The sequence below is a fragment of the Mycobacterium sp. ENV421 genome, from assembly GCF_002887815.1.
In the GTDB taxonomy this organism is placed as follows: domain Bacteria; phylum Actinomycetota; class Actinomycetes; order Mycobacteriales; family Mycobacteriaceae; genus Mycobacterium.
The window spans coordinates 36,746-58,674 of record NZ_PDHO01000015.1; the positions used below are offsets into that span (position 1 = coordinate 36,746).

Annotated in this window: 19 protein-coding genes and 1 pseudogene; 11 read left to right on the top strand and 9 right to left on the bottom strand. The window is 67.2% G+C overall.

Annotated features, from left to right (window positions below; all coding sequences use genetic code 11):
* Positions 1 to 67: 67 nt before the first annotated feature.
* The 3 genes and pseudogenes from CRM90_RS18125 to CRM90_RS18135 all read right to left on the bottom strand — a co-directional run.
* Complete coding sequence (locus CRM90_RS18125; RefSeq protein ID WP_102808331.1) at positions 68 to 1,252, bottom strand: lytic transglycosylase domain-containing protein; 1,185 nt, start codon at positions 1,250 to 1,252, stop codon at positions 68 to 70.
* 117 nt (positions 1,253 to 1,369) lie between these two features.
* Complete coding sequence (locus tag CRM90_RS18130) at positions 1,370 to 1,924, bottom strand: DUF1003 domain-containing protein (RefSeq protein WP_102808332.1); 555 nt, start codon at positions 1,922 to 1,924, stop codon at positions 1,370 to 1,372.
* 4 nt (positions 1,925 to 1,928) lie between these two features.
* A pseudogene (locus CRM90_RS18135) lies at positions 1,929 to 3,228 on the bottom strand (magnesium transporter MgtE N-terminal domain-containing protein); the annotation flags it as partial.
* Positions 3,229 to 3,252: 24 nt separating this feature from the next.
* On the opposite strand from CRM90_RS18135, the gene CRM90_RS18140 reads away from it, so the two are divergent.
* A complete protein-coding gene (locus CRM90_RS18140) occupies positions 3,253 to 4,221 on the top strand; it encodes an HpcH/HpaI aldolase/citrate lyase family protein (protein WP_102808334.1) in 969 nt (322 codons plus the stop codon).
* Here the strand turns inward: CRM90_RS18140 and CRM90_RS18145 are convergent.
* Both CRM90_RS18145 and CRM90_RS18150 read right to left on the bottom strand, forming a co-directional pair.
* Positions 4,218 to 4,682: a DUF4190 domain-containing protein gene (locus CRM90_RS18145; RefSeq protein ID WP_102808335.1), complete on the bottom strand. Its 465-nt coding sequence runs from the start codon at positions 4,680 to 4,682 to the stop codon at positions 4,218 to 4,220. The two genes, CRM90_RS18140 and CRM90_RS18145, sit on opposite strands and share 4 nt — an antisense overlap.
* 4 nt (positions 4,683 to 4,686) lie before the next feature.
* Positions 4,687 to 5,310, bottom strand: a complete 624-nt coding sequence (locus tag CRM90_RS18150) for a DUF4190 domain-containing protein (protein ID WP_102808336.1) — start codon at positions 5,308 to 5,310, stop codon at positions 4,687 to 4,689.
* A gap of 162 nt (positions 5,311 to 5,472) precedes the next feature.
* Between CRM90_RS18150 and CRM90_RS18155 the strand changes: the two genes are divergently transcribed.
* The 6 genes from CRM90_RS18155 to CRM90_RS18180 all read left to right on the top strand — a co-directional run bounded on the left by CRM90_RS18155 (position 5,473) and on the right by CRM90_RS18180 (position 11,123).
* A complete protein-coding gene (locus CRM90_RS18155) occupies positions 5,473 to 5,991 on the top strand; it encodes a general stress protein (protein ID WP_036343845.1) in 519 nt (172 codons plus the stop codon).
* Positions 5,992 to 6,176: 185 nt separating this feature from the next.
* Entirely contained in the window at positions 6,177 to 7,589 is a 1,413-nt protein-coding gene (locus CRM90_RS18160) for an ABC transporter substrate-binding protein (protein WP_102808337.1), read from the top strand.
* Positions 7,586 to 8,506, top strand: a complete 921-nt coding sequence (locus CRM90_RS18165; protein WP_102808338.1) for a carbohydrate ABC transporter permease — start codon at positions 7,586 to 7,588, stop codon at positions 8,504 to 8,506. Before CRM90_RS18160 ends, CRM90_RS18165 begins: the two co-directional genes overlap by 4 nt.
* An 11-nt stretch (positions 8,507 to 8,517) precedes the next feature.
* On the top strand, positions 8,518 to 9,342 hold the full coding sequence (locus CRM90_RS18170) for a carbohydrate ABC transporter permease (RefSeq protein ID WP_199189944.1): 825 nt from the start codon (positions 8,518 to 8,520) through the stop codon (positions 9,340 to 9,342).
* Positions 9,343 to 9,353: 11 nt separating this feature from the next.
* Positions 9,354 to 10,526, top strand: coding sequence for an ABC transporter ATP-binding protein (locus CRM90_RS18175; protein WP_102808340.1), 1,173 nt, complete (start codon positions 9,354 to 9,356; stop codon positions 10,524 to 10,526).
* Positions 10,527 to 11,123, top strand: a complete 597-nt coding sequence (locus CRM90_RS18180; RefSeq protein WP_102808341.1) for a suppressor of fused domain protein — start codon at positions 10,527 to 10,529, stop codon at positions 11,121 to 11,123.
* 4 nt (positions 11,124 to 11,127) lie between these two features.
* On the opposite strand, the gene corA is transcribed toward CRM90_RS18180, so the two are convergent.
* The gene (gene corA, locus CRM90_RS18185; protein ID WP_102808342.1) at positions 11,128 to 12,231 is read right to left on the bottom strand and encodes a magnesium/cobalt transporter CorA; all 1,104 of its coding nucleotides are present in this window, start codon (positions 12,229 to 12,231) and stop codon (positions 11,128 to 11,130) included.
* Between the two features lie 137 nt (positions 12,232 to 12,368).
* Between corA and CRM90_RS18190 the strand changes: the two genes are divergently transcribed.
* On the top strand, positions 12,369 to 13,538 hold the full coding sequence (locus CRM90_RS18190) for an NAD(P)-dependent malic enzyme (RefSeq protein WP_102808343.1): 1,170 nt from the start codon (positions 12,369 to 12,371) through the stop codon (positions 13,536 to 13,538).
* A gap of 22 nt (positions 13,539 to 13,560) precedes the next feature.
* Positions 13,561 to 14,400 carry a glycine betaine ABC transporter substrate-binding protein gene (locus CRM90_RS18195; protein ID WP_199189945.1) on the top strand — a complete coding sequence of 280 codons (840 nt, stop codon included), beginning with the start codon at positions 13,561 to 13,563 and terminating at the stop codon, positions 14,398 to 14,400.
* Between the two features lie 6 nt (positions 14,401 to 14,406).
* On the opposite strand, the gene CRM90_RS18200 is transcribed toward CRM90_RS18195, so the two are convergent.
* Positions 14,407 to 15,237 (bottom strand): SDR family NAD(P)-dependent oxidoreductase, encoded by an 831-nt coding sequence (locus tag CRM90_RS18200; protein ID WP_102808344.1) that lies wholly within the window; start codon positions 15,235 to 15,237, stop codon positions 14,407 to 14,409.
* A 101-nt stretch (positions 15,238 to 15,338) separates the two neighbouring features.
* Here CRM90_RS18200 and CRM90_RS18205 point away from each other — a divergent pair, with 101 nt between their 5' ends.
* Complete coding sequence (locus CRM90_RS18205; RefSeq protein WP_102808345.1) at positions 15,339 to 15,713, top strand: DUF732 domain-containing protein; 375 nt, start codon at positions 15,339 to 15,341, stop codon at positions 15,711 to 15,713.
* A 64-nt stretch (positions 15,714 to 15,777) separates the two neighbouring features.
* Here the strand turns inward: CRM90_RS18205 and CRM90_RS18210 are convergent, their stop codons facing one another.
* Both CRM90_RS18210 and CRM90_RS18215 read right to left on the bottom strand, forming a co-directional pair.
* Complete coding sequence (locus tag CRM90_RS18210) at positions 15,778 to 19,509, bottom strand: multifunctional oxoglutarate decarboxylase/oxoglutarate dehydrogenase thiamine pyrophosphate-binding subunit/dihydrolipoyllysine-residue succinyltransferase subunit (protein ID WP_102808346.1); 3,732 nt, start codon at positions 19,507 to 19,509, stop codon at positions 15,778 to 15,780.
* 180 nt (positions 19,510 to 19,689) lie between these two features.
* Positions 19,690 to 20,430: a hypothetical protein gene (locus CRM90_RS18215; protein WP_102808347.1), complete on the bottom strand. Its 741-nt coding sequence runs from the start codon at positions 20,428 to 20,430 to the stop codon at positions 19,690 to 19,692.
* A gap of 138 nt (positions 20,431 to 20,568) precedes the next feature.
* Here CRM90_RS18215 and CRM90_RS18220 point away from each other — a divergent pair, with 138 nt between their 5' ends.
* Positions 20,569 to 21,828: a multidrug effflux MFS transporter gene (locus CRM90_RS18220; protein ID WP_102808415.1), complete on the top strand. Its 1,260-nt coding sequence runs from the start codon at positions 20,569 to 20,571 to the stop codon at positions 21,826 to 21,828.
* Positions 21,829 to 21,929: the final 101 nt, after the last annotated feature.

Below are 21,929 nucleotides of genomic sequence, written 5' to 3' on the forward strand. Positions count from 1 at the left end.
TCACAACGCGTTACGTTAGCGCCGCTGTCTGTCCGCTCGCTGTGCGAGCTCGGACCGCCTGGTGTGGCTAGCTGGCCGGGCCCGGCAGCGCACCGTGCACGGCAGGCAGCGGCGCCGCGGGCGCCGGCACCTCGGCGACCGGCTCGGGAGCCGGCGCCGGCGGCGGGGGCGGCGACAGCCACGGTGGCTGCCACGGGGGCGGCGCGTCCGGCATTGCCTGAGGCTGGGCGGCCACCGGCGGGGGAGCCTGTGAACCGAGGCAGATCACCTGGCAGGGCAGCGACGGCAGCTCACTGGCGGGGCCGGGCAGCGGGCCCAGCGCCAGCGATCCGGCCGTCTCGGTGTTGTTGATGCTGAGCTGCGCCAGCGGATCGGTGGGCGGCAGCCCGATGGCATTGAGCGGCAGGCCCGGACCCAGGCCCTCCGGGTTCTCCAGGTGGGCGTCCCCGAGAGCGGGCGCCGGCCCGACGATCGGCGGCAGGTTGATCGGCTCCACGCCAGTGGCGTAGGCGGCGGCCCAACCCAGCACATTCTGGGCGTAGGCCATCGAGTTGTTGTAGCGCAGGATCGCGGTCAGCACCTGCGACTGGTTGCGCAGGTTCAGCCCGCCGCTGCACAGGTAGCGGGCCGCGGCCAGCGCCGCGTCGTAGACGTTCTGTGGGTCGGCCTTGCCGTCGCCGTCGCCGTCGGCGGCGTAGCGCGACCAGGTGCCGGGCAGGAACTGCATGGGTCCCATCGCCCGCGCAAACACCGGGCGGCCGGCCTGGACCGTCTGCACGATGACCTCGTTGCCGGACAGGGTGCCGTCCAGCGTCGGGCCGTAGATCGGGTTGATCGCGGTGCCCCGCGCGTCGGTGGCGCCACCGTTGGCATGCATGGACTCGATGCGGCCGATGCCGGCCAGCAGGTTCCAGCTCAGCCCGCAGCCCGGCGCGGCCACTGACATCTTCTGTTCGGCATTGCGATAGGCCGCCAGCGGAACGGACGGGATGCGCAGGGACCCGATCGAGCTGACCACCATCGCAGGCGGCGGAGCAGACGGGGTGGCCGCCGCGAAGTGGAAGTTGGTGGGTTGCTTGGTCAGAGCGACGACGGTGACACCCGAGGTGTCGATCTGCGGTGACACCGCGGCCAGTGGAATGACGTCCTTGCCGACCACCGGTGCGTGCGGCAGGTCCGGGGCTGCGCTGACCGCGCCGGCAAGCACGACCGGGGTGAGCACAGCAATTCCGAAAGCAGGTTTCCGCACCATCCGGCTGACGCGGTTTCCTATGCCCACTCGTCCGTCCTCAGATCATGCCGCCTGTGTGAACCAAGTCACCATACATATCTTCGTGACCTCAGTGGTATCCAATGGTCACCTTTGTCACTAACTCACCTCGTCGCCGACGGGCTCGACGGCCGGCCGGGCCTTCTTGGCTTTGTCCTTCTTGGCCTTGCCGCCGTTGTCGGACTGCAGCGATTCCAGCAATTCGCGAATCTCCTCCAGCTCGCGGCGAAGGTAGTCGCGGGTGGCAACCTCGCCGACCGCCAACCGGAGCGATGCCAGCTCGCGGGCCAGGAACTCGGTGTCGGCCTTGGTCTGCTGAGCGCGCCGGCGATCTTCCTCCAACGACACCCGGTCGCGGTTCTCCTGCCGGTTCTGCGCCAGCAGGATCAGCGGCGCGGCGTAGGCGGCCTGGGTGGAGAACGCCAGGTTCAGCAGGATGAACGGGTAGGGGTCCCACCGCCACCGCACCGCGAACAGGTTCAGGGCGATCCAGACGACGACCAGGATCGTCTGCCACGCGAGGTAGCGCCCGGTGCCCAGGAACCGGGCGATCGATTCACTGAACCGGCCGACCGCCTCCGGATCGACGTTGAACGACAGCCGACGCGACGAGCGCGGGGTGTCCAGGCGCTGGCGTGCGGACAAGTCGCTCACGTCGCCCCCTCTGCGCTGGCCGCCCGCTCGGACAGTTGTGGATCCTCGTAGCTTTCCCGCCAGTCGTCGGGCAGCAGATGGTCGAGCACGTCGTCGACGGTCACCGCGCCGAGCAGGTGGTTCTCCTCGTCGACCACGGGACCGCAGACCAGGTTATAGGCGGCGAAGTACCGCGTCACCCCGGCCAGTGACGTGTTCGGGGTGCAGCTGGGCAGGTCGGTGTCCACGATTCCGCTGACCAGATTGGCGGGCGGTTCGCGCAGCAGCGCCTGCAGGTGCACGCAGCCGAGGTAGCGGCCGGTGGGGGTGGCCGTCGGGGGCCGCACCACGAACACCAGCGACGCCAGCGCCGGCGTCAGGTCGGGGTCCCGCACCCGGGCCAGTGCCTCGGCGACGGTGGTGTCGGGCGCGAGCACCACCGGGTCGGAGGTCATCAGACCGCCCGCGGTGTCGGGGGAGTGACTCAGCAGACGTCGCACCGGCTCGGAGTCCTCGGGATCCATTCGGCGCAGCAGCACCTCGGCCTCGGTCGGGTTCAGCACGCCGAGAAGGTCGGCGGCGTCGTCGGGGTCCATCGCCTCCAGGACGTCGGCGGCTCGTTCGGTGTCCAACTGCAACAGCAGGACGGTCTGGTCGTCCTCGGGCAACTCCTGGAGGATGTCGGCCACCCGCTCGTCGTCGAGCGCGTTGATCAGCTCGGTGCGGCGCTTTGCCGGCAGATCGCGGATGGCGTCGGCCACCTCGATCGGGCGCTGGCCTTCGAACTGGTGCAGCAGTTGGGCCACCCCCTGGCCGGGCATCGACAGCGCCGACGGGGTCAGGCCCGCCACGTTGTGCCAGTCCACCACCTGGATCGTCGAGCGCCGGCCCAGCCTGCGGTGGCTGCGCACCGCGACCCGGGTGACCACCCAGTCGCGGACGCGGGACTGTTCGATACCCAGGTCGACGACGATGACGTCCACACCGGACATCTGCGGCAGCTCCGGGTCGTTGACCCGCACCCGGCTGTCGAGGACCTGGCCGAGCACCAGAACCTCACCGGGCCGCTGCGCGAAGCGGCGCAACGACACATTTCCGGTGGTGAGCGTGACGGCGTTCGGCTCGATCGCGGTGACTCGCAGTATCGGTACGAAAATCCTTCGGCGAGTGAGCATTTCGACTACCAAGCCGAGGACGCGCGGTTGCTGACGGACGATGCTCATACTGATCACGACGTCGCGAACGCGGCCGAGGGATTCGCCATCTGGACCGAGCACGGCCAGTCCTGCCAGCCGCGCCGCGTACACCCTGTTCACCGACGCCATGAGTGAAAGGGTAGGAGTGTAAGCGTGGAGAACGCTTATCGACCCCGTCGAACGTGCTTGTCGGTTCCGGGCAGCAGTCTCAAGATGATCGAGAAGGCCAAGGCATTGCCTGCCGACGAGGTGTTCCTCGACCTCGAGGATGCGGTCGCGCCAGATGCCAAGGCGCAGGCCCGCAAACAGGTCGGTGCGGCATTGGCGAGCCCGGGCTGGGCGGGTCAGCTGCGGGGTGTGCGGGTCAACGACTGGACCACGCCGTGGACGTACTCCGATGTGATCGACGTGGTGTCCGAGGTGGCTTCGGCCCGCGACGGGCGCCTCGACGTCATCGTGCTGCCCAAGGTGACCGACCCCGGCCATGTTCACGCCCTCGACCTGTTGCTGACCCAGCTCGAGCTCACCCACGGCCTGCCGGTCGGGCGGATCGGGGTCGATGCCCAGATCGAAGATGCCAAGGGACTGGCCAACATCCACGCGATCGCCGCCGCACCGCGGGTGCAGGCGTTGGTGCTCGGCCCGGCGGACCTGATGGCCAGTCTGAACATGCGCACCTTGGTGGTGGGTGAGCAGCCGCAGGGATACGACGTCGGTGACGCCTATCACCACGTGTTGATGACGATCCTTGTCGCCGCCCGCGCGCACGGCATCGCCGCGATCGACGGGCCGTATCTGAAGGTGCGTGACGTGGCGGCGTTCCGCCGAGTGGCGGGCCGGGCGGCGGCGCTGGGCTACGACGGCAAATGGGTGCTTCATCCCGACCAGATCGACGCGGGTAACGAGATTTTCTCACCCGCCCAAGCCGAATACGACCGCGCCGAGCTGATTCTGGAGGCCTACAACTGGCACACGTCGACGGCGGGCGGGGCCCGCGGCGCGGTGATGCTCGGTGACGAGATGATCGACGAAGCCAGCCGCAAGATGGCGCTGGTGGTCGTCGGCAAGGGCCGGGCGGCCGGCATGCAACGTCAGGGTGAGCGCTTCACCCCGCCGAGCTAGTAGCTGCTCGGTGACGTCGTGGTACTGGCCGCGAGGATGACGACGAACGCGACGTAGAGCACGATCAGGGCGATGATCACCGCGCCGATGGCCACGCCGGCGACCGCGAGCCCGAAGCCGTCCTGCCCGGTGCGCTTGGTTTCGCGCATCGCGACGATCCCGAGAATGATGCCGGCGATCGAGGGCAGCCCGCACAGCAGCAGACCGGCCAGCGAGGTCACCAACGCGGCGATGGCTTTTCCGTTGGTGCCTGGTGGTTTGGTCGGCCGGTACGGGTCGTAGGGATCGCCGTAACCGGGGTAGGCCGGCGGCGGGTACGGGTAGCCCGGGTACCCGGTCGGCGCGGGGTAGGGCGCCGGGTAGACCGGCGGCGGCATCGCGGGGAAGTTCGCCGGATAGTCCACCGGGGCGTACGGATCAGCCGGCGGCGGTGTGCCCTCCGGGTGTGGGGGATAGGTCATCGGGTCAGCGCCAGGCGTAGATCGCCCAGATCACGCTGATGATCAGCGTCGCGACGCCCACCACGATTCCGGCGATGGCCAGGCCGTAGCCGCCCTGACGGGTTTTCTTGATCTGGTTGAGCGCGAGGATGCCGCAGACGATCCCGACGATCGAGCCGATCCCGCACAGCAATCCGATGACTGACGCCACCAGCGACCAGATCGCCAGGGTGTTGGTGCCCGTTGCCGGGGCCGGGTAGCCGTAGCCGCCCTGGTACGGCGCGGCCCCGTACTGCGGCGGCGGAGGGGGTGGGTAGGCGCCGGGTTGCGGAGGCGGATAGGCCGACGGCTGCTCGCCATAGCCGGGTGCCCCGTACGCGCCGGGGGACGGCGGCGGGTAGCCCGGTTGCGGGCTGTAACCCGGCGGCGGATAGCCGGGCGCGCTGTAGCCCGGCGGCGGCGGGTAGGCGCCCGGCGCGTCGTAGCCGGGATAGGCCGGTGGGGTGGGCTCATAGCCCGACGGGGTGCTCTCGTAGCCGGGTGACGCCGGGTTCTGTTCGATGGGCGGGGCTTCGTGCGTCCCCTCGGACGGACCCTGTTCGCCCGCGTTCTGCGGCTTTTCGCCGGAGTCGCCGCCGGAAGCTGTCATGCTGTTCAACCTAGCGTATGTGCAGGTAGCGCGGGGCTGGCTTGCCGTTGGGGCACCAACGCCGGCGGTACCACGTTGATCAGGTTGATCAGGAATTTGGCCCGTTTCGGCGGGTGCGACACGACGCGACAAACGCCGCGCACGACAGGAGAATGAGCAGTTATGACCAGCCCTTTCCCACAGGGTCAGAACCCCGGTGGCGCCGCCGCCGCGTCACGCCGCGGGCCGGTCGGCCTGCCCACCCCGCCCAAGGGGTGGCCGATCGGCTCGTATCCGACCTACGCCGAGGCCCAGAAGGCCGTCGATTACCTGTCCGACGAGCAGTTCCCCGTGGAACAGGTGACCATCGTCGGTGTGGACCTGATGCAGGTCGAGCGCGTCACCGGCAGGTTGTCATGGCCCAAAGTGCTGGGCGGTGGCGTGATCACCGGCGCCTGGCTGGGTATCTTCATCGGCCTGGTGTTGGGATTCTTCAGTCCCAACCCGTGGGCGTCACTGATCACCGGCGTCGTCGCCGGCGTCATATTCGGATTGATCACCTCCGCGGTCCCGTATGCGATGGCGCGTGGGACAAGGGATTTCAGCTCCACCATGCAACTGGTCGCGGGCCGCTATGACGTGCTGTGCGACCCGCAGAGCGCCGAGAAGGCGCGGGACATGCTGGCGCGCTTGAAGATTTGACGCGCTGATCACGGCGAATGCGGTCACGATCTGGCCGCATCCGGCGCGGGAGTGTTGCACATCACGGCAGGGGAGCTCTACGGTTTGGCCGCGGGGCATTGTCCTGCCGTGATGCAGCCTGCGCCGAGCGCGGACGGTTGCCGCACGTACCGAGAAGGCGGGTGAAGACGGGAGGCGGTTGCGAGATGGCTTGCCCAGGCGCACGCGCTCGGCGGCTAGGGGCGGCCGCGATCGCCGCGTTGACATGCGCCTCATTGGTCTCGTCGTGCAGCTCCGGCGAGCAGGGGCTGGTGGTCAGCTTCTACACACCGGCCAGTGAGACGGCGACGTTCACCGCGGTGGCCAACCGCTGCACTGAAGAACTCGGCGGCCGCTTTCGCATCGAACAGCGCAGCCTGCCCAAGGCTGCCGACGATCAGCGGCTGCAGTTGGCGCGCAGGCTGACCGGAAACGACCGCACGCTCGACGTGATGGCGCTCGACGTGGTGTGGACCGCGGAGTTCGCCGAGGCGGGCTGGGCGCTGCCGTTGTCCGACGACCCCTCCGGACAGGCCGAGTCCGATGCGACCGACAACACCTTGCCCGGCCCCCTGCAGACGGCCAAGTGGCAGGACAAGCTGTACGCCGCACCGGTCACCACCAACACCCAATTGCTCTGGTATCGAGCCGATCTGGTGGCTCCACCGCCGGACACCTGGGACGGTATGGTCGCGGAGGCCACCCGCTTGCACGCCGAAGGCAAGCCCAGCTGGATCGCGGTGCAGGCCAAGCAGTACGAAGGCTTGGTGGTGTGGTTCAACACTCTGCTGGAAAGCGCTGGGGGACAGGTACTTTCCGATGACGGAAAGCGGGTCACGCTGACCGACACCCCCGAACACCGGGCGGCGACGGTCAAGGCGCTGCAGATCATCAAGGCCGTCGCCACCGCGCCGGGGGCCGACCCGTCGGTCACCCAGACCGACGAGGGCACTGCACGGCTGGCCCTCGAACAGGGCAAGGCGGCGCTGGAGGTCAACTGGCCCTTCGTGTTCGCGTCGATGCTGGAGAACGCCGTCAAGGGTGGGGTGCCGTTCCTGCCGCTCAACGAGAAGCCGGAACTGAAGGGCAGCATCAACGACGCAGGCACCTTCTCGCCGAGCGACGATCAGTTCACCGTCGCCTTCGATGCGTCCAAGGAAGTGTTCGGGTTCGCCCCCTACCCGGGAGTGATCCCCGGCCGGCCCACCCGGGTCACCCTGGGCGGGCTGAACCTCGCGGTGGCCAAAACCACCCGGCACGCGTCCGAGGCGTTTGAAGCCGTGCGCTGTATCCGCAACCTGGAGAACCAGAAGTACACCTCGATCGAGGGTGGCCTGCCGGCGGTGCGCACCTCGCTGTACTCCGATCCCGCGTTCCAACAGAAGTATCCGCAGTACGCGATCATCCGCGATCAGCTGACCACGGCGGCGGTGCGTCCGGCGACGCCGAACTATCAGGCTGTGTCGACCCGCATCTCGGCGACGCTGGCGCCTATCAGCCAGATCGACCCCGACAAGACTGCGGATGAACTCGCCGTCCAGGTGCAGAAGGCGATCGACGGCAAGGGGTTGATCCCGTGACCGCCCCCGCCCGCACGTCAGCGAATGCTGCGACCCGCAGCGATGACCGCCGGTCTCAGCGCAAGCTCGCCTACCTGCTGATCACCCCGGCCGTCGTTCTCATGCTCGCGGTGACCGCCTACCCGATCGTGTATGCGCTGTGGCTGAGCTTGCAGCGGTATAACCTGGCCAGCCCGGCCGACACGAAGTTCATCTGGTTCGAGAACTACCAGACCATCTTGAGTGACAACTACTGGTGGACGGCGTTCGTCATCACGCTGGTCATCACGGTGGTCTCGGTGGCCATCGAGTTCGCGCTCGGCATGGCGCTCGCACTTGTCATGCACCGCACCATCTTCGGCAAGGGGTTGGTGCGCACCGCGATCCTCATTCCGTACGGGATCGTCACGGTCGCTGCTTCCTACAGTTGGTACTACGCGTGGACGCCGGGCACCGGATATCTGGCCAACCTGCTTCCGGACGGCAGTGCGCCACTGACCCAACAGATTCCGTCGTTGGCGATCATCATCTTGGCCGAGGTGTGGAAAACCACCCCGTTCATGGCGCTGCTGCTGCTGGCCGGGCTGGCTCTGGTGCCCGAGGATCTGCTCAAGGCCGCCGAGGTCGACGGGGCCGGCCCGTGGACCCGGCTGGTGAAGGTGACGTTGCCGTTGATCAAACCGGCGATCCTGGTGGCGCTGGTGTTCCGCACGCTCGACGCGTTCCGCATCTTCGACAACATCTATGTGCTGACCGGTGGTGCCAACGACACCGCCTCGGTGTCGATCCTCGGCTACGACAACCTGTTCAAGGCGTTCAACATCGGACTCGGCTCGGCGATCAGCGTGCTGGTGTTCCTGTCGGTGGCCGTCATCGCGTTCGTCTATATCAAGCTGTTCGGCGCGGCCGCGCCGGGCATGGACAACGAGGTGCGCTGATGGCTGAGCGGATCGGCACCCGGCGAACGGTGAGCTGGGTCGTGATCGATGCGATCGTGGTGATCTACGCCCTCTTCCCGGTGCTGTGGATCCTGAGCCTGTCGCTCAAGCCCACGTCAACGGTCAAGGACGGCAAACTCATTCCGTCAGAGATCACCTTCGACAACTACAAGGGCATCTTCAGCGGTGACGCGTTCAGTTCCGCGTTGATCAATTCGATCGGCATCGGGCTGATCACCACGGTGATCGCGGTGGTGATCGGGGGCATGGCGGCCTACGCCGTCGCCCGACTGGAGTTCACCGGCAAGAAGGCGCTGATCGGCGCAGCGCTGCTGATCGCGATGTTCCCCCAGATCTCGCTGGTGACACCGCTGTTCAACATCGAGCGCCGGCTCGGTCTGTTCGACACCTGGCCCGGGTTGATCATTCCGTACATCACGTTCGCGCTGCCGTTGGCGATCTACACGCTGTCGGCGTTCTTCCGGGAGATTCCCTGGGATCTGGAGAAGGCCGCCAAGATGGACGGCGCAACACCGGCTCAGGCGTTTCGCCGGGTGATCGCGCCGCTGGCCGCACCGGGCATCGTGACGGCGGCCATCCTGGTGTTCATCTTCGCGTGGAACGACCTGCTGCTGGCCCTGTCGCTGACCGCCACCGACGCCGCGATCACCGCGCCGGTGGCCATCGCGAACTTCACCGGCAGTTCGCAATTCGAGGAACCGACCGGGTCGATCGCCGCTGGGGCGATGGTGATCACGGTTCCGATCATCGTGTTCGTTCTGATCTTCCAACGACGGATCGTCGCCGGGCTGACCTCCGGCGCGGTGAAGGGGTAGCGAGGTTTTCGATGGCCGAGATAGTCCTGGACCATGTCAGCAAGAATTATCCGGACGGTGCTGTCGCCGTGAAGGATCTGAGCCTGACGATCGCCGACGGCGAGTTCGTCATCCTGGTCGGGCCGTCCGGCTGCGGCAAGTCCACCACCCTCAACATGATCGCCGGCCTGGAGGACATCAGCGCCGGGGAGCTGCGGATCGGCGGCGACCGGGTCAACGAGAAGGCGCCCCGCGAACGTGACATCGCGATGGTGTTCCAGTCCTATGCGCTCTACCCGCACATGACCGTCCGGCAGAACATCGCGTTCCCGTTGACGCTGGCCAAGTTGAACAAGGCCGACATCGCCAAGAAGGTCGAGGAGACGGCGAAAATCCTTGACCTGAACGAGCTTCTGGACCGCAAGCCCTCGCAGCTGTCCGGTGGCCAGCGCCAGCGGGTCGCGATGGGCCGGGCGATCGTCCGCCAGCCCAAAGCGTTCCTGATGGACGAGCCGTTGAGCAACCTCGACGCGAAGCTCCGGGTGCAGATGCGCGGTGAGATCGCCCGGCTGCAGAACCGGCTGGGGACCACCACCGTCTACGTGACACACGACCAGACCGAGGCGATGACGCTCGGTGACCGGGTCGTGGTGCTGCGCGGCGGTGAGGCTCAGCAGATCGGTACGCCGGGTGAGCTGTACGGACGGCCGGCGAACCTGTTCGTCGCCGGCTTCATCGGCTCGCCGGCGATGAACTTCTTCCCGGCAACGCTCGACGGTATGAGCCTGCGGTTGCCGTTCGGCGAGGTGACGCTGAGCCAGGACGTGCAGAACGTTCTGGGACAACACCCCAAGGCCGGCAACGTCATTGTCGGCATCCGGCCCGAACACTTCGAGGATGCGGCGCTCCTGGACGCCTACGAACGCATCCAGGCCACCACCTTCGAGGTGACGGTGGACCTGGTCGAGTCGCTGGGCGCCGACAAGTACGTGTATTTCACGACCGCCGGCGACAGCGCGAAGGCGGCACAGCTGGCTGAACTGGCCGCCGAGTCCGGTGCCGGTGAGAACGATTTCGTGGCACGGCTTTCCGCGGATTCCAAGGCGGCGATCGGGCAGTCGATCGAGTTGGCGTTCGACACGACCAAGCTGCACATCTTCGACGCCGACAGCGGCGTGAATCTGACCATTGCGCCCGCAGGTTAAGTGAGTCAGCCCCTGGATTCGGTCCGCGCGCACGTGCGCGGCCACTTCGCCGACGCCGGACTGGACGCCGAGCCGGATTCGGCCAGCGTGACATTCCTCGGACTGGAGCGCATCGAGGTGCTGCGGTTCGGGCCGGACCCGGGCGGCGTGGCTCACTATGTGACGCTGGGGTGTTCGCGGCACCCGATGACCGAGCCGACGGCCGGCGTCGCCGACCCGTTGCACGGCCCGCGGGCCGAGGTCGTCCTGACTCTGAGGGCCACCACGCCGACCACGGGGCTGGCCCGCAGCCTGGCCGTGGTGGCGGCCACGCCCGCCGTCGAGGGGGTGGTGCTGGTCGCCGACGCGCTGATCGACTTGTCCGCGCCGCTATGGGACGGTGCGGCGTTCACCGCTGTGCTGCTGGGTGATTCGGCTCTTCCCGACCTGCCGCTGGAGGCGCCCCGCGACCCGGTGCGGTTCCTGGCGGCGATCCCGGTGACCCAGACCGAGGCGGCGTGGGTGCGCCTCAAGGGTGCCGACGCGATGCGCCAGGCCTGGCTCGACGACGGGGTCGACGTGCTGGACCCGAACAGGCGTGCAGCGCAACCGGGTTAGACCCTCACAGCCAGTTGTTTCGCCGGAAGTTCAGGTAGAGGAACCCGCAGACGGTCGCCATGAGGGCCAATACCGCCGGATAGCCCCACGTCCAGGACAGCTCCGGCATGTGCTCGAAGTTCATTCCGTAGATACCGGCGATCATCGTCGGCACCGCCGCGATCGCGACCCACGCCGAGATCTTGCGCATGTCGACGTTCTGTTGCATGCCCACCTTCGCCAGTGCGGCCTGCACCAGTGACGACAGCATTTCGTCGTAGGACTCGATCCGGTCGGCCGCCTGCGCGGCGTGATCCAGCACGTCGCGCATATAGCGCAGGATCTCTTTGGACATCAGGTCTTTGAAGTCGGGATTGAATCGGCCGAGCGCCACGGTGAGAGGCGATACCGCCCTTCGCAATTCGACAACTTCACGCTTGAGCAGATAGATCGGTTCGATGTCGGTTTTCTTGAGCGGGGAGAATGTCTCCGACTCGATGGCGTCGATATCGCACTCCATCAGCTCGCTGACGTCGCGGTAGGTGTCCACGACGTGGTCGGCGATCGCGTGCATGACCGCGTACGGGCCCAGCGCCAGGTGCTGGTGTTCCTCTTCGAGGTGTTTGCGCAGTCCGGCCAGTCCGGTGTGGTCGCCGTGGCGCACCGTCACGACGAAATCGGCGCCGACGAACACCATGATCTCTCCGGTTTCGACGATTTCACGGGCCAGCGCGACCGACTCATGTGGCACGTACGTCACCGTCTTGAGCACCAGGAACAGCGTGTCGTCGTAGCGTTCGACCTTGGGGCGCTGGTGGGCGTGCACCGCATCCTCGACGGCCAGCGGGTGCAGGCCGAACACCTCGGCCACCGCCTGCATCTGGTGTTCGTCGGGTTCGTGCAGACCGATCCACACGAACGCCTTCTGTCCGCCGGCCTCGAGCTCGCGAACCCGTTCCAGCGCGGCGGCGTGGGTGAACTTGCCGGCCAGCCGGTCACCTTCGACGTAGACCGCGCAGTCGACCATGGCCCGCGCGACGGGCACGTGAATGCGTTTGGCGTCGACGGGAGTGGATCGGGTGCGGGTCACGCCCAGCAGAGCCTGTGGGCGTGGACGAAACGACGGCATGACCCGACCTCCCCGTGAGCGGCAGGCGGGGCCCTGACGGGCCCCGCCGAAATGTTACGCGCCGGTAGTGTTGTCGGCGTAGTTCACGCCGGGGAGACCCTGGTCGGTGAGGTATTGGGGGCGAGTACCCTGACGCCGTGTCCGAAACAGTGAGTACCCCCCGCGTCGTTATCGACGACGAAGAGATCTTCGCCGCTCACGTGGGCGGCAAGCTGTCCGTCGAGCTGAAGGCGCCGCTGGACACCCAGCGCGCACTGTCGATCGCCTACACCCCCGGCGTAGCCCAGGTCAGCCGGGCGATCGCCGCCGACCACACGCTGGCTGCGCGCTACACCTGGTCCAATCGACTGGTCGCGGTGATCAGTGACGGAACCGCGGTGCTCGGCCTCGGTGACATCGGTCCCGCGGCGTCGCTGCCGGTCATGGAGGGCAAGTCCGCGCTGTTCAAGACCTTCGGCGGGCTGGACTCGATCCCGATCGTGTTGGACACGAAAGACCCCGACGAGATCGTCGAGACGATCATCCGTCTGCGTCCGACGTTCGGCGCGGTCAACCTCGAGGACATCTCCGCGCCACGCTGCTTCGAGATCGAGCGCCGCCTGATCGAGGCGCTGGACTGCCCGGTCATGCACGACGACCAGCACGGCACCGCGATCGTCGTACTCGCGGCACTGATCGGCGCCACCAGGGTCCTCGATCGTGACATGCACTCGCTGAAGGTGGTCATGTCGGGTGCGGGTGCGGCCGGCGTCGCATGCACGAACATCCTGTTGGCTGCGGGCATCACCGACATCACCGTGCTGGACAGCCAGGGCATCCTGCACACCGGTCGCGACGACATGAACTCGGTCAAGGCGGAGCTGGCCACCCGGACCAACCCGCGCGGGCTCACCGGCGGGATCGCCGAGGCGCTCAACGGCGCCGACGTCTTCATGGGCGTCTCGGCCGGACTCGTTCCCGAGGAATTGATCGCCACGATGACCCCCGGCGGCATCGTGTTCGCGATGTCCAATCCCGACCCCGAAATCCACCCGGACGCGGCGCGGAAGCACGCCGCGATCGTGGCGACCGGTCGAAGCGACTTCCCGAACCAGATCAACAATGTTCTGGCGTTCCCCGGTGTCTTCCGCGGAGCGCTGGACGCCGGCGCGCGGCGGATCACCGAGAAGATGAAAGTCGCAGCGGCAGAGGCGATCTTCTCCGTCGTCGGCGACGACTTGGCGGCCGATCACATCGTGCCGAGCCCGCTGGATCCGCGGGTCGGGCCTGCGGTGGCTGCAGCGGTGGCGGCGGCATCCGAAGCCTGAGTGAAACGTGCTGAGGCCGACGATGTTTCGCCGGCTGATGCTCGGACTTCTGGTTCTGGCGGCGGTCGCCTGCGGGTCGCCGGCGCCGGGACCGTCGATGGCCGTCGGCGCCACTGCCGACCCGGAATACACCCTGCTGGCCAATCTGTACGCCGCCGCTCTGCGCTCCTATGGGACGGGCGCGCACGTGCAAATCGTCGAGGATCCCTTGACCGCGCTGGATTCCGGAGCGGTGAGCGTGGTGCCGGGATTCACCGGGAGGCTGCTGCAGAAGTTCGCGCCGGGCACGAAGGCCCGGTCGGATTCCGAGGTGTACAAGGCGCTGCTCGGTGTGTTACCCGAAGGTGTGGCTGCCGGTGACTACACCACCGCCGCCGACGACAAGCCCGCGCTGGCCGTCACCGACGCGACCGCGTCGGCCTGGGACAGCCGGGACCTGACCGCACTGGTGAGCCATTGCGCCGGGCTGCGCCTCGGAGCCGTCGCATACGCCAGGGGACTGCCGACCACCGTCGGTGGCTGCACGCTCCCGCCGGCGCGCGACTTCCCGGACAAGGCAACGATGTTCGCCGCGCTACGGGCAGGGGACATCACCGCGGGCTGGACGGGAACCGCCGACACCGGTGTGCCGAGTGATCTGGTCGTCCTGGCCGACCGCAAACCGGAACTGGTGATGGCCGAGAACATCGTGCCGCTCTACCGCCGCAACGAACTCGACGACCCGCAGGTTCGCGCGATCAACGAACTCGCCGGCGTGCTCGACACCGGCTCGCTGGTCGACATGCGCCAGCACGTCGCCGACGGGCGCGACCCGCGGTGGGTCGCCGAGGAATGGTTGTCCGGGCACCCGTTGGGGCGCTGAGGACACTCAGCGCATCGGGGGAGCGAGCTTGGGCAGCACGGTGGAGAACAGCTGCTGATAGCCCGAACCGGTGATGCGCACGATCACGTCGAGGATCTTGGCGTCGGCCCCCACCAGCACCCGCGCCTTGTTCTTGCGGACGGCGTCGAGGATGATCTGGGCTGCGCGCTCCGGCGTCGTCCTGGCCAGCTTCTTGTCGAAGGCGCTGGCCATCGCGGCTTGATCGAGCCCTTCGGCCACCGTGGAATTACGCGCGATCGCGGTCTTGATCCCGCCGGGGTGCACCGTGGTCACCTTGACCGGGTGCTTGGCCAGGATCATCTCCTGGCGCAGCGCTTCGGTGAAGCCGCGCACCGCGAACTTGGCGGCGTTGTAGGCGGCCTGGCCGGGCACGGAGAAGATGCCGAACAGGCTGGAGACGTTGACGATGTGGCCGTCGCCGGACTCGATGAGGTAGGGCAGGAAGACCTTGGTGCCGTTGACGACGCCCCAGAAGTCGACGTCCATGATCCGCTCGATGTCCTTGTACTGGCTGATCTCGACGTCACCGGAGAACGCGATGCCGGCATTGTTGTAGATCTGGTTGACCTTGCCGAAGTGCGCCTTGACGCCGTCGGCGTAGGCCTGGAAGGCCTCCCGCTCGGTGACGTTCAGCCGGTCGGCCTTGACGTCCACACCGATCGCCTTGAGGCGCTCCTCGGTGATCGCGAGACCCTCGGTGTCGATATCGCTGATGGCCAGCTTGGCACCCGACCGGCCCAACTCGATCGCCAGTGCCTGACCGATGCCCGACCCGGCTCCGGTCACCACCGCTACCTTTCCGGCGAACCCCTGCATGAACGACTCCTCGCGTTGTTTGACGTGTGTCGAATGGGCTCAGGTTATCGGGTAAGCACCCCGCCGGTAACAGCGGGATGGTCGACCGCGATGCTTAGAGCATGACATTTCGCCGTATGGCCAGCGCCGGGGCGGTTGCCGGACTGATCGCCGGCGCCGTCGCGTTGGCGGCGCCCGCGCAGGCCGACACCACCACCGATGACTTTTTGGCCGCGTTGGGCAATGCCGGTATCACCGGAATGGACCCTGCACAGGCCGTCGAGATGGGTCAGTCGATCTGCCCGCTGCTGGCCGACCGCAGCCAGAACACCGCCGACATCGCGTCCACCGTCGCCGATCGGATGGGCCGCCCGCTGGGCGCGGCCACCATGTTCACCGGTCTGGCCGTGTCGTACTTCTGCCCGCGTGCGATGCAGGACCTGGCAAACGGCAACTCGCCGATCCCGCTGGACCTGCTGAACAACTTCGGCTTCTAGCGTCGAGTGTGGGGGCTATGCACGCAAAAGTGCCAAATAGCGTGCATAAGCCCCACAGTCGCGTTTAGCCGAACGCCTCGTCGATGATCTCCTGCTGCTCGACGGCGTGCACCTTCGACGAGCCGGACGACGGCGCGGACATGGCGCGCCGCGAGATGCGCTTGATCCCGGTCAGCTTCTCCGGCAACAGCTCCGGCAGCGTCAGGCCGAACGTCGGCCACGCACCCTGGTTGGCCGGCTCCTCCTGCACCCAGAAGAATTCCTTGGCGTTCGGATACGAATCCAGGGTGTTGCTCAGCCGCCGCTTGGGCAGGGGCGCCAGCTGCTCGACGCGGACGATCGCGACGTCGTCGCGCTTGTCCTTGTCCTTGCGGGCCACCAGCTCGTAGTAGATCTTGCCGCTGGTCAACAGGATTCGGGTGACCTTGTTGCGGTCGCCGTCGCCGTCGGTGTAGGTCGGCTCCTCCAGGATCGACCGGAACTTCTGCTCGGTGAAGTCGCGGATGTCGCTGACGGCAGCCTTATTGCGCAGCATCGACTTCGGTGTGAACACGATCAGCGGGCGGTGCACCCCGTCCAGTCCGTGCCTGCGCAGCAGGTGGAAGTAGTTCGCCGGGGTGGACGGCAGCGCGATCGTCATCGAACCCTCGGCCCACAACTGCAGGAACCGCTCGATGCGGCCCGAGGTGTGGTCGGGGCCTTGGCCTTCGTGGCCGTGGGGGAGCAGCAGCACCACATCGGAGAGCTGGCCCCACTTGGCCTCGCCGGAGCTGATGAACTCGTCGATGATCGACTGGGCGCCGTTGACGAAGTCGCCGAACTGCGCCTCCCACAGCACCAGCGCGTCCGGATTGCCCACCGAATAGCCGTATTCGAAGCCGACCGCGGCGTACTCCGACAGCGCCGAGTCGTACACCAGGAACCGGCCGCCGGTCGGCGTGCCGTCCGGGTTGACGGTCAACAGGTCCAGCGGGGTGAACTCCGCGCCGGTCTTGCGGTCGATGATCACCGAGTGCCGCTGGGTGAACGTGCCGCGCCGGGTGTCCTGACCGGAGAACCGGATCAGCTTGCCCTCGGCCAAAAACGTTCCGAGCGCCAGCAATTCGGCGAAGGCCCAGTCCACCTTGCCCTCGTAGGCCATCTCGCGCCGCTTCTCCAGAACCGGCTTGACGCGCGGGTGCACGCTGAAGTTCTCCGGGAAGGCCAGGTGCGCATCGCCGATGCGGGCCAGCAGCGACTTGTCCACCGCGGTGGTCATGCCGCGCGGGATCATCTGATCTTCTTCGACCGACTCGCTGGGTTCGACCTCGTGCTTCTCCAGGTCGCGAACCTCGTTGAACACCCGCTCCAGCTGACCCTGGTAGTCGCGCAGCGCGTCCTCGGCTTCTTTCATCGAGATGTCGCCACGGCCGATGAGGGCTTCGGTGTAGGTCTTGCGGACACCGCGCTTGGTGTCGATGACGTCGTACATGTACGGCTGGGTCATCGACGGATCGTCACCTTCGTTGTGCCCGCGACGGCGGTAGCACAGCATGTCGATGATGACGTCCTTCTTGAACTTCTGCCGGAAGTCCACCGCCAGGCGGGCCACCCAGACGCACGCCTCGGGATCGTCGCCGTTGACGTGGAAGATGGGCGCTCCCACCATCTTTGCGACGTCGGTGCAGTACTCCGAGCTCCGCGAGTCCTGCGGCGAGGTGGTGAAACCGATCTGATTGTTGACGATGATGTGGATCGTGCCGCCGGTGCGGTAGCCGCGCAGCAGCGCCAGGTTCAGCGTCTCGGCCACCACGCCCTGCCCGGCGAAGGCCGCGTCGCCGTGCAGCATCATCGGCATGACGGTGAAGCCGTCATCACCGGTTCCCTTGTCCAGCAGATCCTGCTTGGCCCGGACGATGCCTTCCATCACCGGGTCGACAGCTTCGAGGTGCGACGGGTTGGCGGTCAGCGAGACCTCGATGTCGTTCTCGCCGAACATCTGGATGTAGTCGCCTCGGGCACCGAGGTGGTACTTGACGTCGCCGGAGCCGTGCGCCTGCGAGGGGTTCAGGTTGCCCTCGAACTCGCTGAAGATCTGCGAGTACGGCTTGCCGACGATGTTGGCCAGCACGTTGAGCCGGCCGCGGTGCGGCATGCCGATCACGACCTCGTCGAGAGCGTGCTCGGCGGCCTGGTCGATCGCGGCGTCCATCATCGGGATGACGGTCTCCGCGCCTTCCAGCGAGAAGCGCTTCTGCCCAACGTATTTGGTCTGCAGGAAGGTCTCGAAGGCTTCGGCGGCGTTCAGCTTGGACAGAATGTACTTCTGCTGCGCGACCGTCGGTCCCTCGTGCTTGACCTCGATGCGTTCCTGCAGCCACTTCTGCTGCTCGGGTTCGAGGATGTGGGTGTACTCCACGCCGATGTGGCGGCAGTACGCGTCGCGAAGCAGCCCGAGCACGTCGCGCAGCTTCTTGAATTCCTTGCCGGCGAACCCGTCCACCTTGAACACCCGGTCGAGGTCCCACAGGGTCAGGCCGTGGGTGTTGACGTCGAGGTCGGGGTGGCTGCGGAAGCGGGTCTTGTCCAGGCGCAGCGGGTCGATGTCGGCCATCAGGTGCCCGCGGTTGCGGTAGGCCGCGATCAACTCCATCACCCGGGCGTTCTTGTCGACGATCGAATCCGGGTTGTCGGTGCGCCAGCGGACCGGCTCGTAGGGGATACCGAGCTCGAAGAAGATCTCGTCGAAGAAATCGTCGGAGAGCAGCAGCTGGTGGATCGTCCGCAGGAAATCGCCGGACTCCGCGCCCTGGATGATGCGGTGGTCGTACGTCGACGTCAGCGTGATCAGCTTGCCGATGCCGAGCTCGGCGATGCGCTCCTCGCTGGCACCTTGGAACTCGGCCGGATACTCCATCGCGCCCGCGCCGACGATCGCGCCCTGCCCGGACATCAACCGGGGCACCGAGTGCACAGTGCCGATCGTGCCGGGGTTGGTCAGCGAGATCGTCACGCCGGCGAAATCCTCGGCGGTCAGCTTGCCGTCGCGGGCGCGCCGCACGATGTCTTCGTAGGCCGCGATGAATTGGCCGAACCGCATGGTTTCGCAGTTCTTGATCGCGGCGACCACCAGCGACCGTTTGCCATCCTTGCCCTGGAGGTCAATCGCCAGGCCGAGATTGGTGTGGGCCGGCGTGACGGCGTTGGGCTTGCCGTCGATCTCCGCGAAGTGCCGGTTCATGTTGGGGAATGACTTGACCGCCTGCACGATCGCATAGCCCAGCAGGTGGGTGAAGGACACCTTGCCGCCACGGGTGCGCTTGAGGTGGTTGTTGATGACGATCCGGTTGTCGATCATCAGCTTCGCCGGGATGGCCCGCACGCTGGTCGCGGTCGGGATTTGCAGCGAGCTGTTCATGTTCTTCACGACGGCCGCCGCCGCGCCGCGCAATACCTGGCTCTCGTCGCCGCCATCCGACGACGACGCGGCCGGAGCGGGCTTGGACGCGGGCTCCTTGGCCGGAGCTTCCTTGGCCGGGGCTGCCTTCGCCGCGCCGTTGTCGGCCGGTGCGGGCTTCGCGGGGGCCGCCTTGGCCGGCGGGGGAGCCGGTGCCGGTTCCGGCGGGGCGACGGGTGCCGCCGTCGCGGTGGACTGCCCGTTGCCGGCTGCGGCCGAGTCGCTCGTCGGCTCCGGGTTGTAGTCGACCAGGAACTCGTGCCAACTCGGATCGACCGAGGAGGGGTCGTCGCGGAACTTGCGGTACATCTCCTCGACCAGCCATTCGTTCTGTCCGAATGGTGAACTCGTACTGCTCACGGCAGTTCCTCGCCTCAATTCCTTCGTCCCGGCAAGCCGTGCTCGCACGGTTTGCCCCACTCTTGCGCCACAACACCTGGCCGCCGTCTAAAAGGCTATCGCTTCTCCGGTGTTCCCGAAGCACGTCAGCTCCATGCCCGACGGTGGTGCGACAACCGGTCGTCGGAGGTCGGCGAACGGTTATCCGCCCGGCTCGATCGCAGGCAGCAGGTGCAGGCTCACCGGCCACCGGCTGGGCGCGGGCCCAAACGCCGAGCGGGCATTGTTCACTATCTTTTTGCCCATCATTCGGTTGCCACCGCCGCCGACCGCGGCGCCGATGCCGACCGGCAGCATCTTGCCGAAGGCCATCGCCGACCGCTTGAGCGTGAACCGCTTGACGAAGTAGCGCATCAGGCGGGTGTTCAGCTGGGCCAGCGCGGGCAACGGCAGCATGTCCGCGCCCTCGGCCAGCCACGCTCCGCTGGTGCGGCTCGGGCCGATCAGGTCGGCGATCGCGCCGCGGCTCTCTTCACCGACGAGCACCGCCAGCACCAGGGCGCGTCGACGCTCGCGCTGCTCGAGCGGAATGCCGTGGACGTCGGCGACGGCAAGGACGAACACCGTGGTGGCCTCCAGGAACACCAGCGTCTCCCCGGCCACCGCCGACAACGCCGCCAGCGTGCCGATGCCGGGGAACGCCGCCGCCGATCCGACGGCGGCACCGCTGGCCATCACCGCGGCCAAGTAGCGCTTCTCGAGCTTGGTCACGATCTCGGCCGGGGTCGCTTCGGGGTTGGACCGGCGCAGCCGCGCAACGTAGGCGCGGACGGCGGGCGCCTGGGCGCGCGTGCTGCGCTCGAGGATCTGGGAGAGCACCCGCGCGGACATGGTCGCGTCGTCCTCGACCTTGGCCGGCAATTGCTCGCGACGGAGCTTCATGGGTGTGCCTTCCTGATAGGCGTAACACCAGGCTAACGAACGACTACCAGGGAAAGGTGCCTCGCGGTGATCCCGGTCACCGTGGGTCGGATAGCCGCAGGAGGAACAAACAATCGGCTGGGCGTGCTGTGGTTCGGCATGGCAACATCGCGAACTGTGACGGCCACCGATAACGCGACGTCCGACGTCGCGGAGGTGGCAGCGCCGAGCCGGCTGCGGATGATCGTGGTGTTGGGCGCGCTGGTCGCGCTGGGACCGCTGACCATCGACATGTATCTGCCCGCGCTTCCGCGGATTGCCGACGAGCTCGGGGTGTCCTCGTCGGTGGCGCAGTTGACGCTGACCGGAACGCTGGCCGGATTGGCTCTCGGGCAGCTGATCGTCGGTCCGCTGTCGGATTCGCTGGGCCGCCGCCGCCCGCTGATGGCCGGGATGGCGTTGCACATGCTGGCGTCACTGCTGTGCTTGTTCGCGCCCGACGTTGCCGTGCTGAGCCTGGCCCGCGGTCTGCAGGGGATGGGCGCGGCCGCCGCGATGGTGGTAGCGGTCGCCGTCGTGGGTGACCTGTTCGACGACAGCGCGGCGGCAACCGTGATGTCACGGCTGATGCTGATCCTCGGGGTTGCGCCGATCGTCGCGCCGTCGCTCGGGGCGGCGGTGCTGCTCAAGGCGTCCTGGCACTGGATATTCGCGGTGTTGATCGTGCTGGCGGGCGCACTGCTGGTGGTGGCCGCGCTCGCGCTGCCGGAGACCCTCCCGGTCGGCAGCCGTCGACCGCTGCGGATCCGCTCGATCGTCGCGACCTACGGAAGTCTGCTGCGCGACCTGAAGTTCGTCATCCTGGTGATCGTCGGCGCGCTCGGGATGGCCGGGCTGTTCGCCTATATCGCCGGTGCGGCCTTCGTCCTGCAGGGCCGTCACGGTTTGGATCAGCAGACCTTCGCGTTGGTGTTCGGGGCGGGGGCGATCGCGTTCGTCGTCGCCACCCAACTCAATGTCGTTCTGCTGCGCCGATTGTCCCCGCAACGCATCCTGGTGATCGCGCTGACCGTGGCGACCGGGGTCGGTGCGGTGTTCGTCGCGCTGTCGGTGACCCACACCGGCGGTATCTACGGCTTCCTGGTCCCGGTCTGGGCTGTGCTGGCGATGATGGGCTTCGTCATCCCCAACGCTCCCGCGGTCGCGCTGTCGCGCCACCATGAAGCGTCCGGAACCGCGGCCGCCCTGCTGGGTGCCGCCCAGTTCAGTGTCGGCGCAGTGATCGCACCCGTCGTCGGCTTGATGGGAAACGACGAGATCGCGCTGTCGGTGGTGATGACCGCCGGTGTGGCGATCGCATTGGTGGCGCTGCTGTTCGTGGGTGGCACCGACGAGTCAGGCGCCGAGTCAGACACCTGAGCGATGATTCCGGCCGCGGACTCGCTCTCAGGTCTGACTCGACGGGTCGATAGGCTCGATCCGGCGGCGTGACGGCATGAGGCGCGGGGGCCCACCAAACG

Bases quoted from the DNA above. Each gene is read 5' to 3' on its own strand.
- CRM90_RS18125 (WP_102808331.1), bottom strand. From the start codon at position 1,252: ATGGTGCGGAAACCTGCTTTCGGAATTGCTGTGCTCACCCCGGTCGTG.
- CRM90_RS18160 (WP_102808337.1), top strand. From the start codon at position 6,177: ATGGCTTGCCCAGGCGCACGCGCTCGGCGGCTAGGGGCGGCCGCGATC.
- CRM90_RS18155 (WP_036343845.1), top strand. From the start codon at position 5,473: ATGACCAGCCCTTTCCCACAGGGTCAGAACCCCGGTGGCGCCGCCGCC.
- CRM90_RS18220 (WP_102808415.1), top strand. From the start codon at position 20,569: ATGGCAACATCGCGAACTGTGACGGCCACCGATAACGCGACGTCCGAC.
- CRM90_RS18150 (WP_102808336.1), bottom strand. From the start codon at position 5,310: ATGACAGCTTCCGGCGGCGACTCCGGCGAAAAGCCGCAGAACGCGGGC.
- corA (WP_102808342.1), bottom strand. From the start codon at position 12,231: ATGCCGTCGTTTCGTCCACGCCCACAGGCTCTGCTGGGCGTGACCCGC.
- CRM90_RS18195 (WP_199189945.1), top strand. From the start codon at position 13,561: ATGTTTCGCCGGCTGATGCTCGGACTTCTGGTTCTGGCGGCGGTCGCC.
- CRM90_RS18200 (WP_102808344.1), bottom strand. From the start codon at position 15,237: ATGCAGGGGTTCGCCGGAAAGGTAGCGGTGGTGACCGGAGCCGGGTCG.
- CRM90_RS18145 (WP_102808335.1), bottom strand. From the start codon at position 4,682: ATGACCTATCCCCCACACCCGGAGGGCACACCGCCGCCGGCTGATCCG.
- CRM90_RS18205 (WP_102808345.1), top strand. From the start codon at position 15,339: ATGACATTTCGCCGTATGGCCAGCGCCGGGGCGGTTGCCGGACTGATC.
- CRM90_RS18215 (WP_102808347.1), bottom strand. From the start codon at position 20,430: ATGAAGCTCCGTCGCGAGCAATTGCCGGCCAAGGTCGAGGACGACGCG.
- CRM90_RS18175 (WP_102808340.1), top strand. From the start codon at position 9,354: ATGGCCGAGATAGTCCTGGACCATGTCAGCAAGAATTATCCGGACGGT.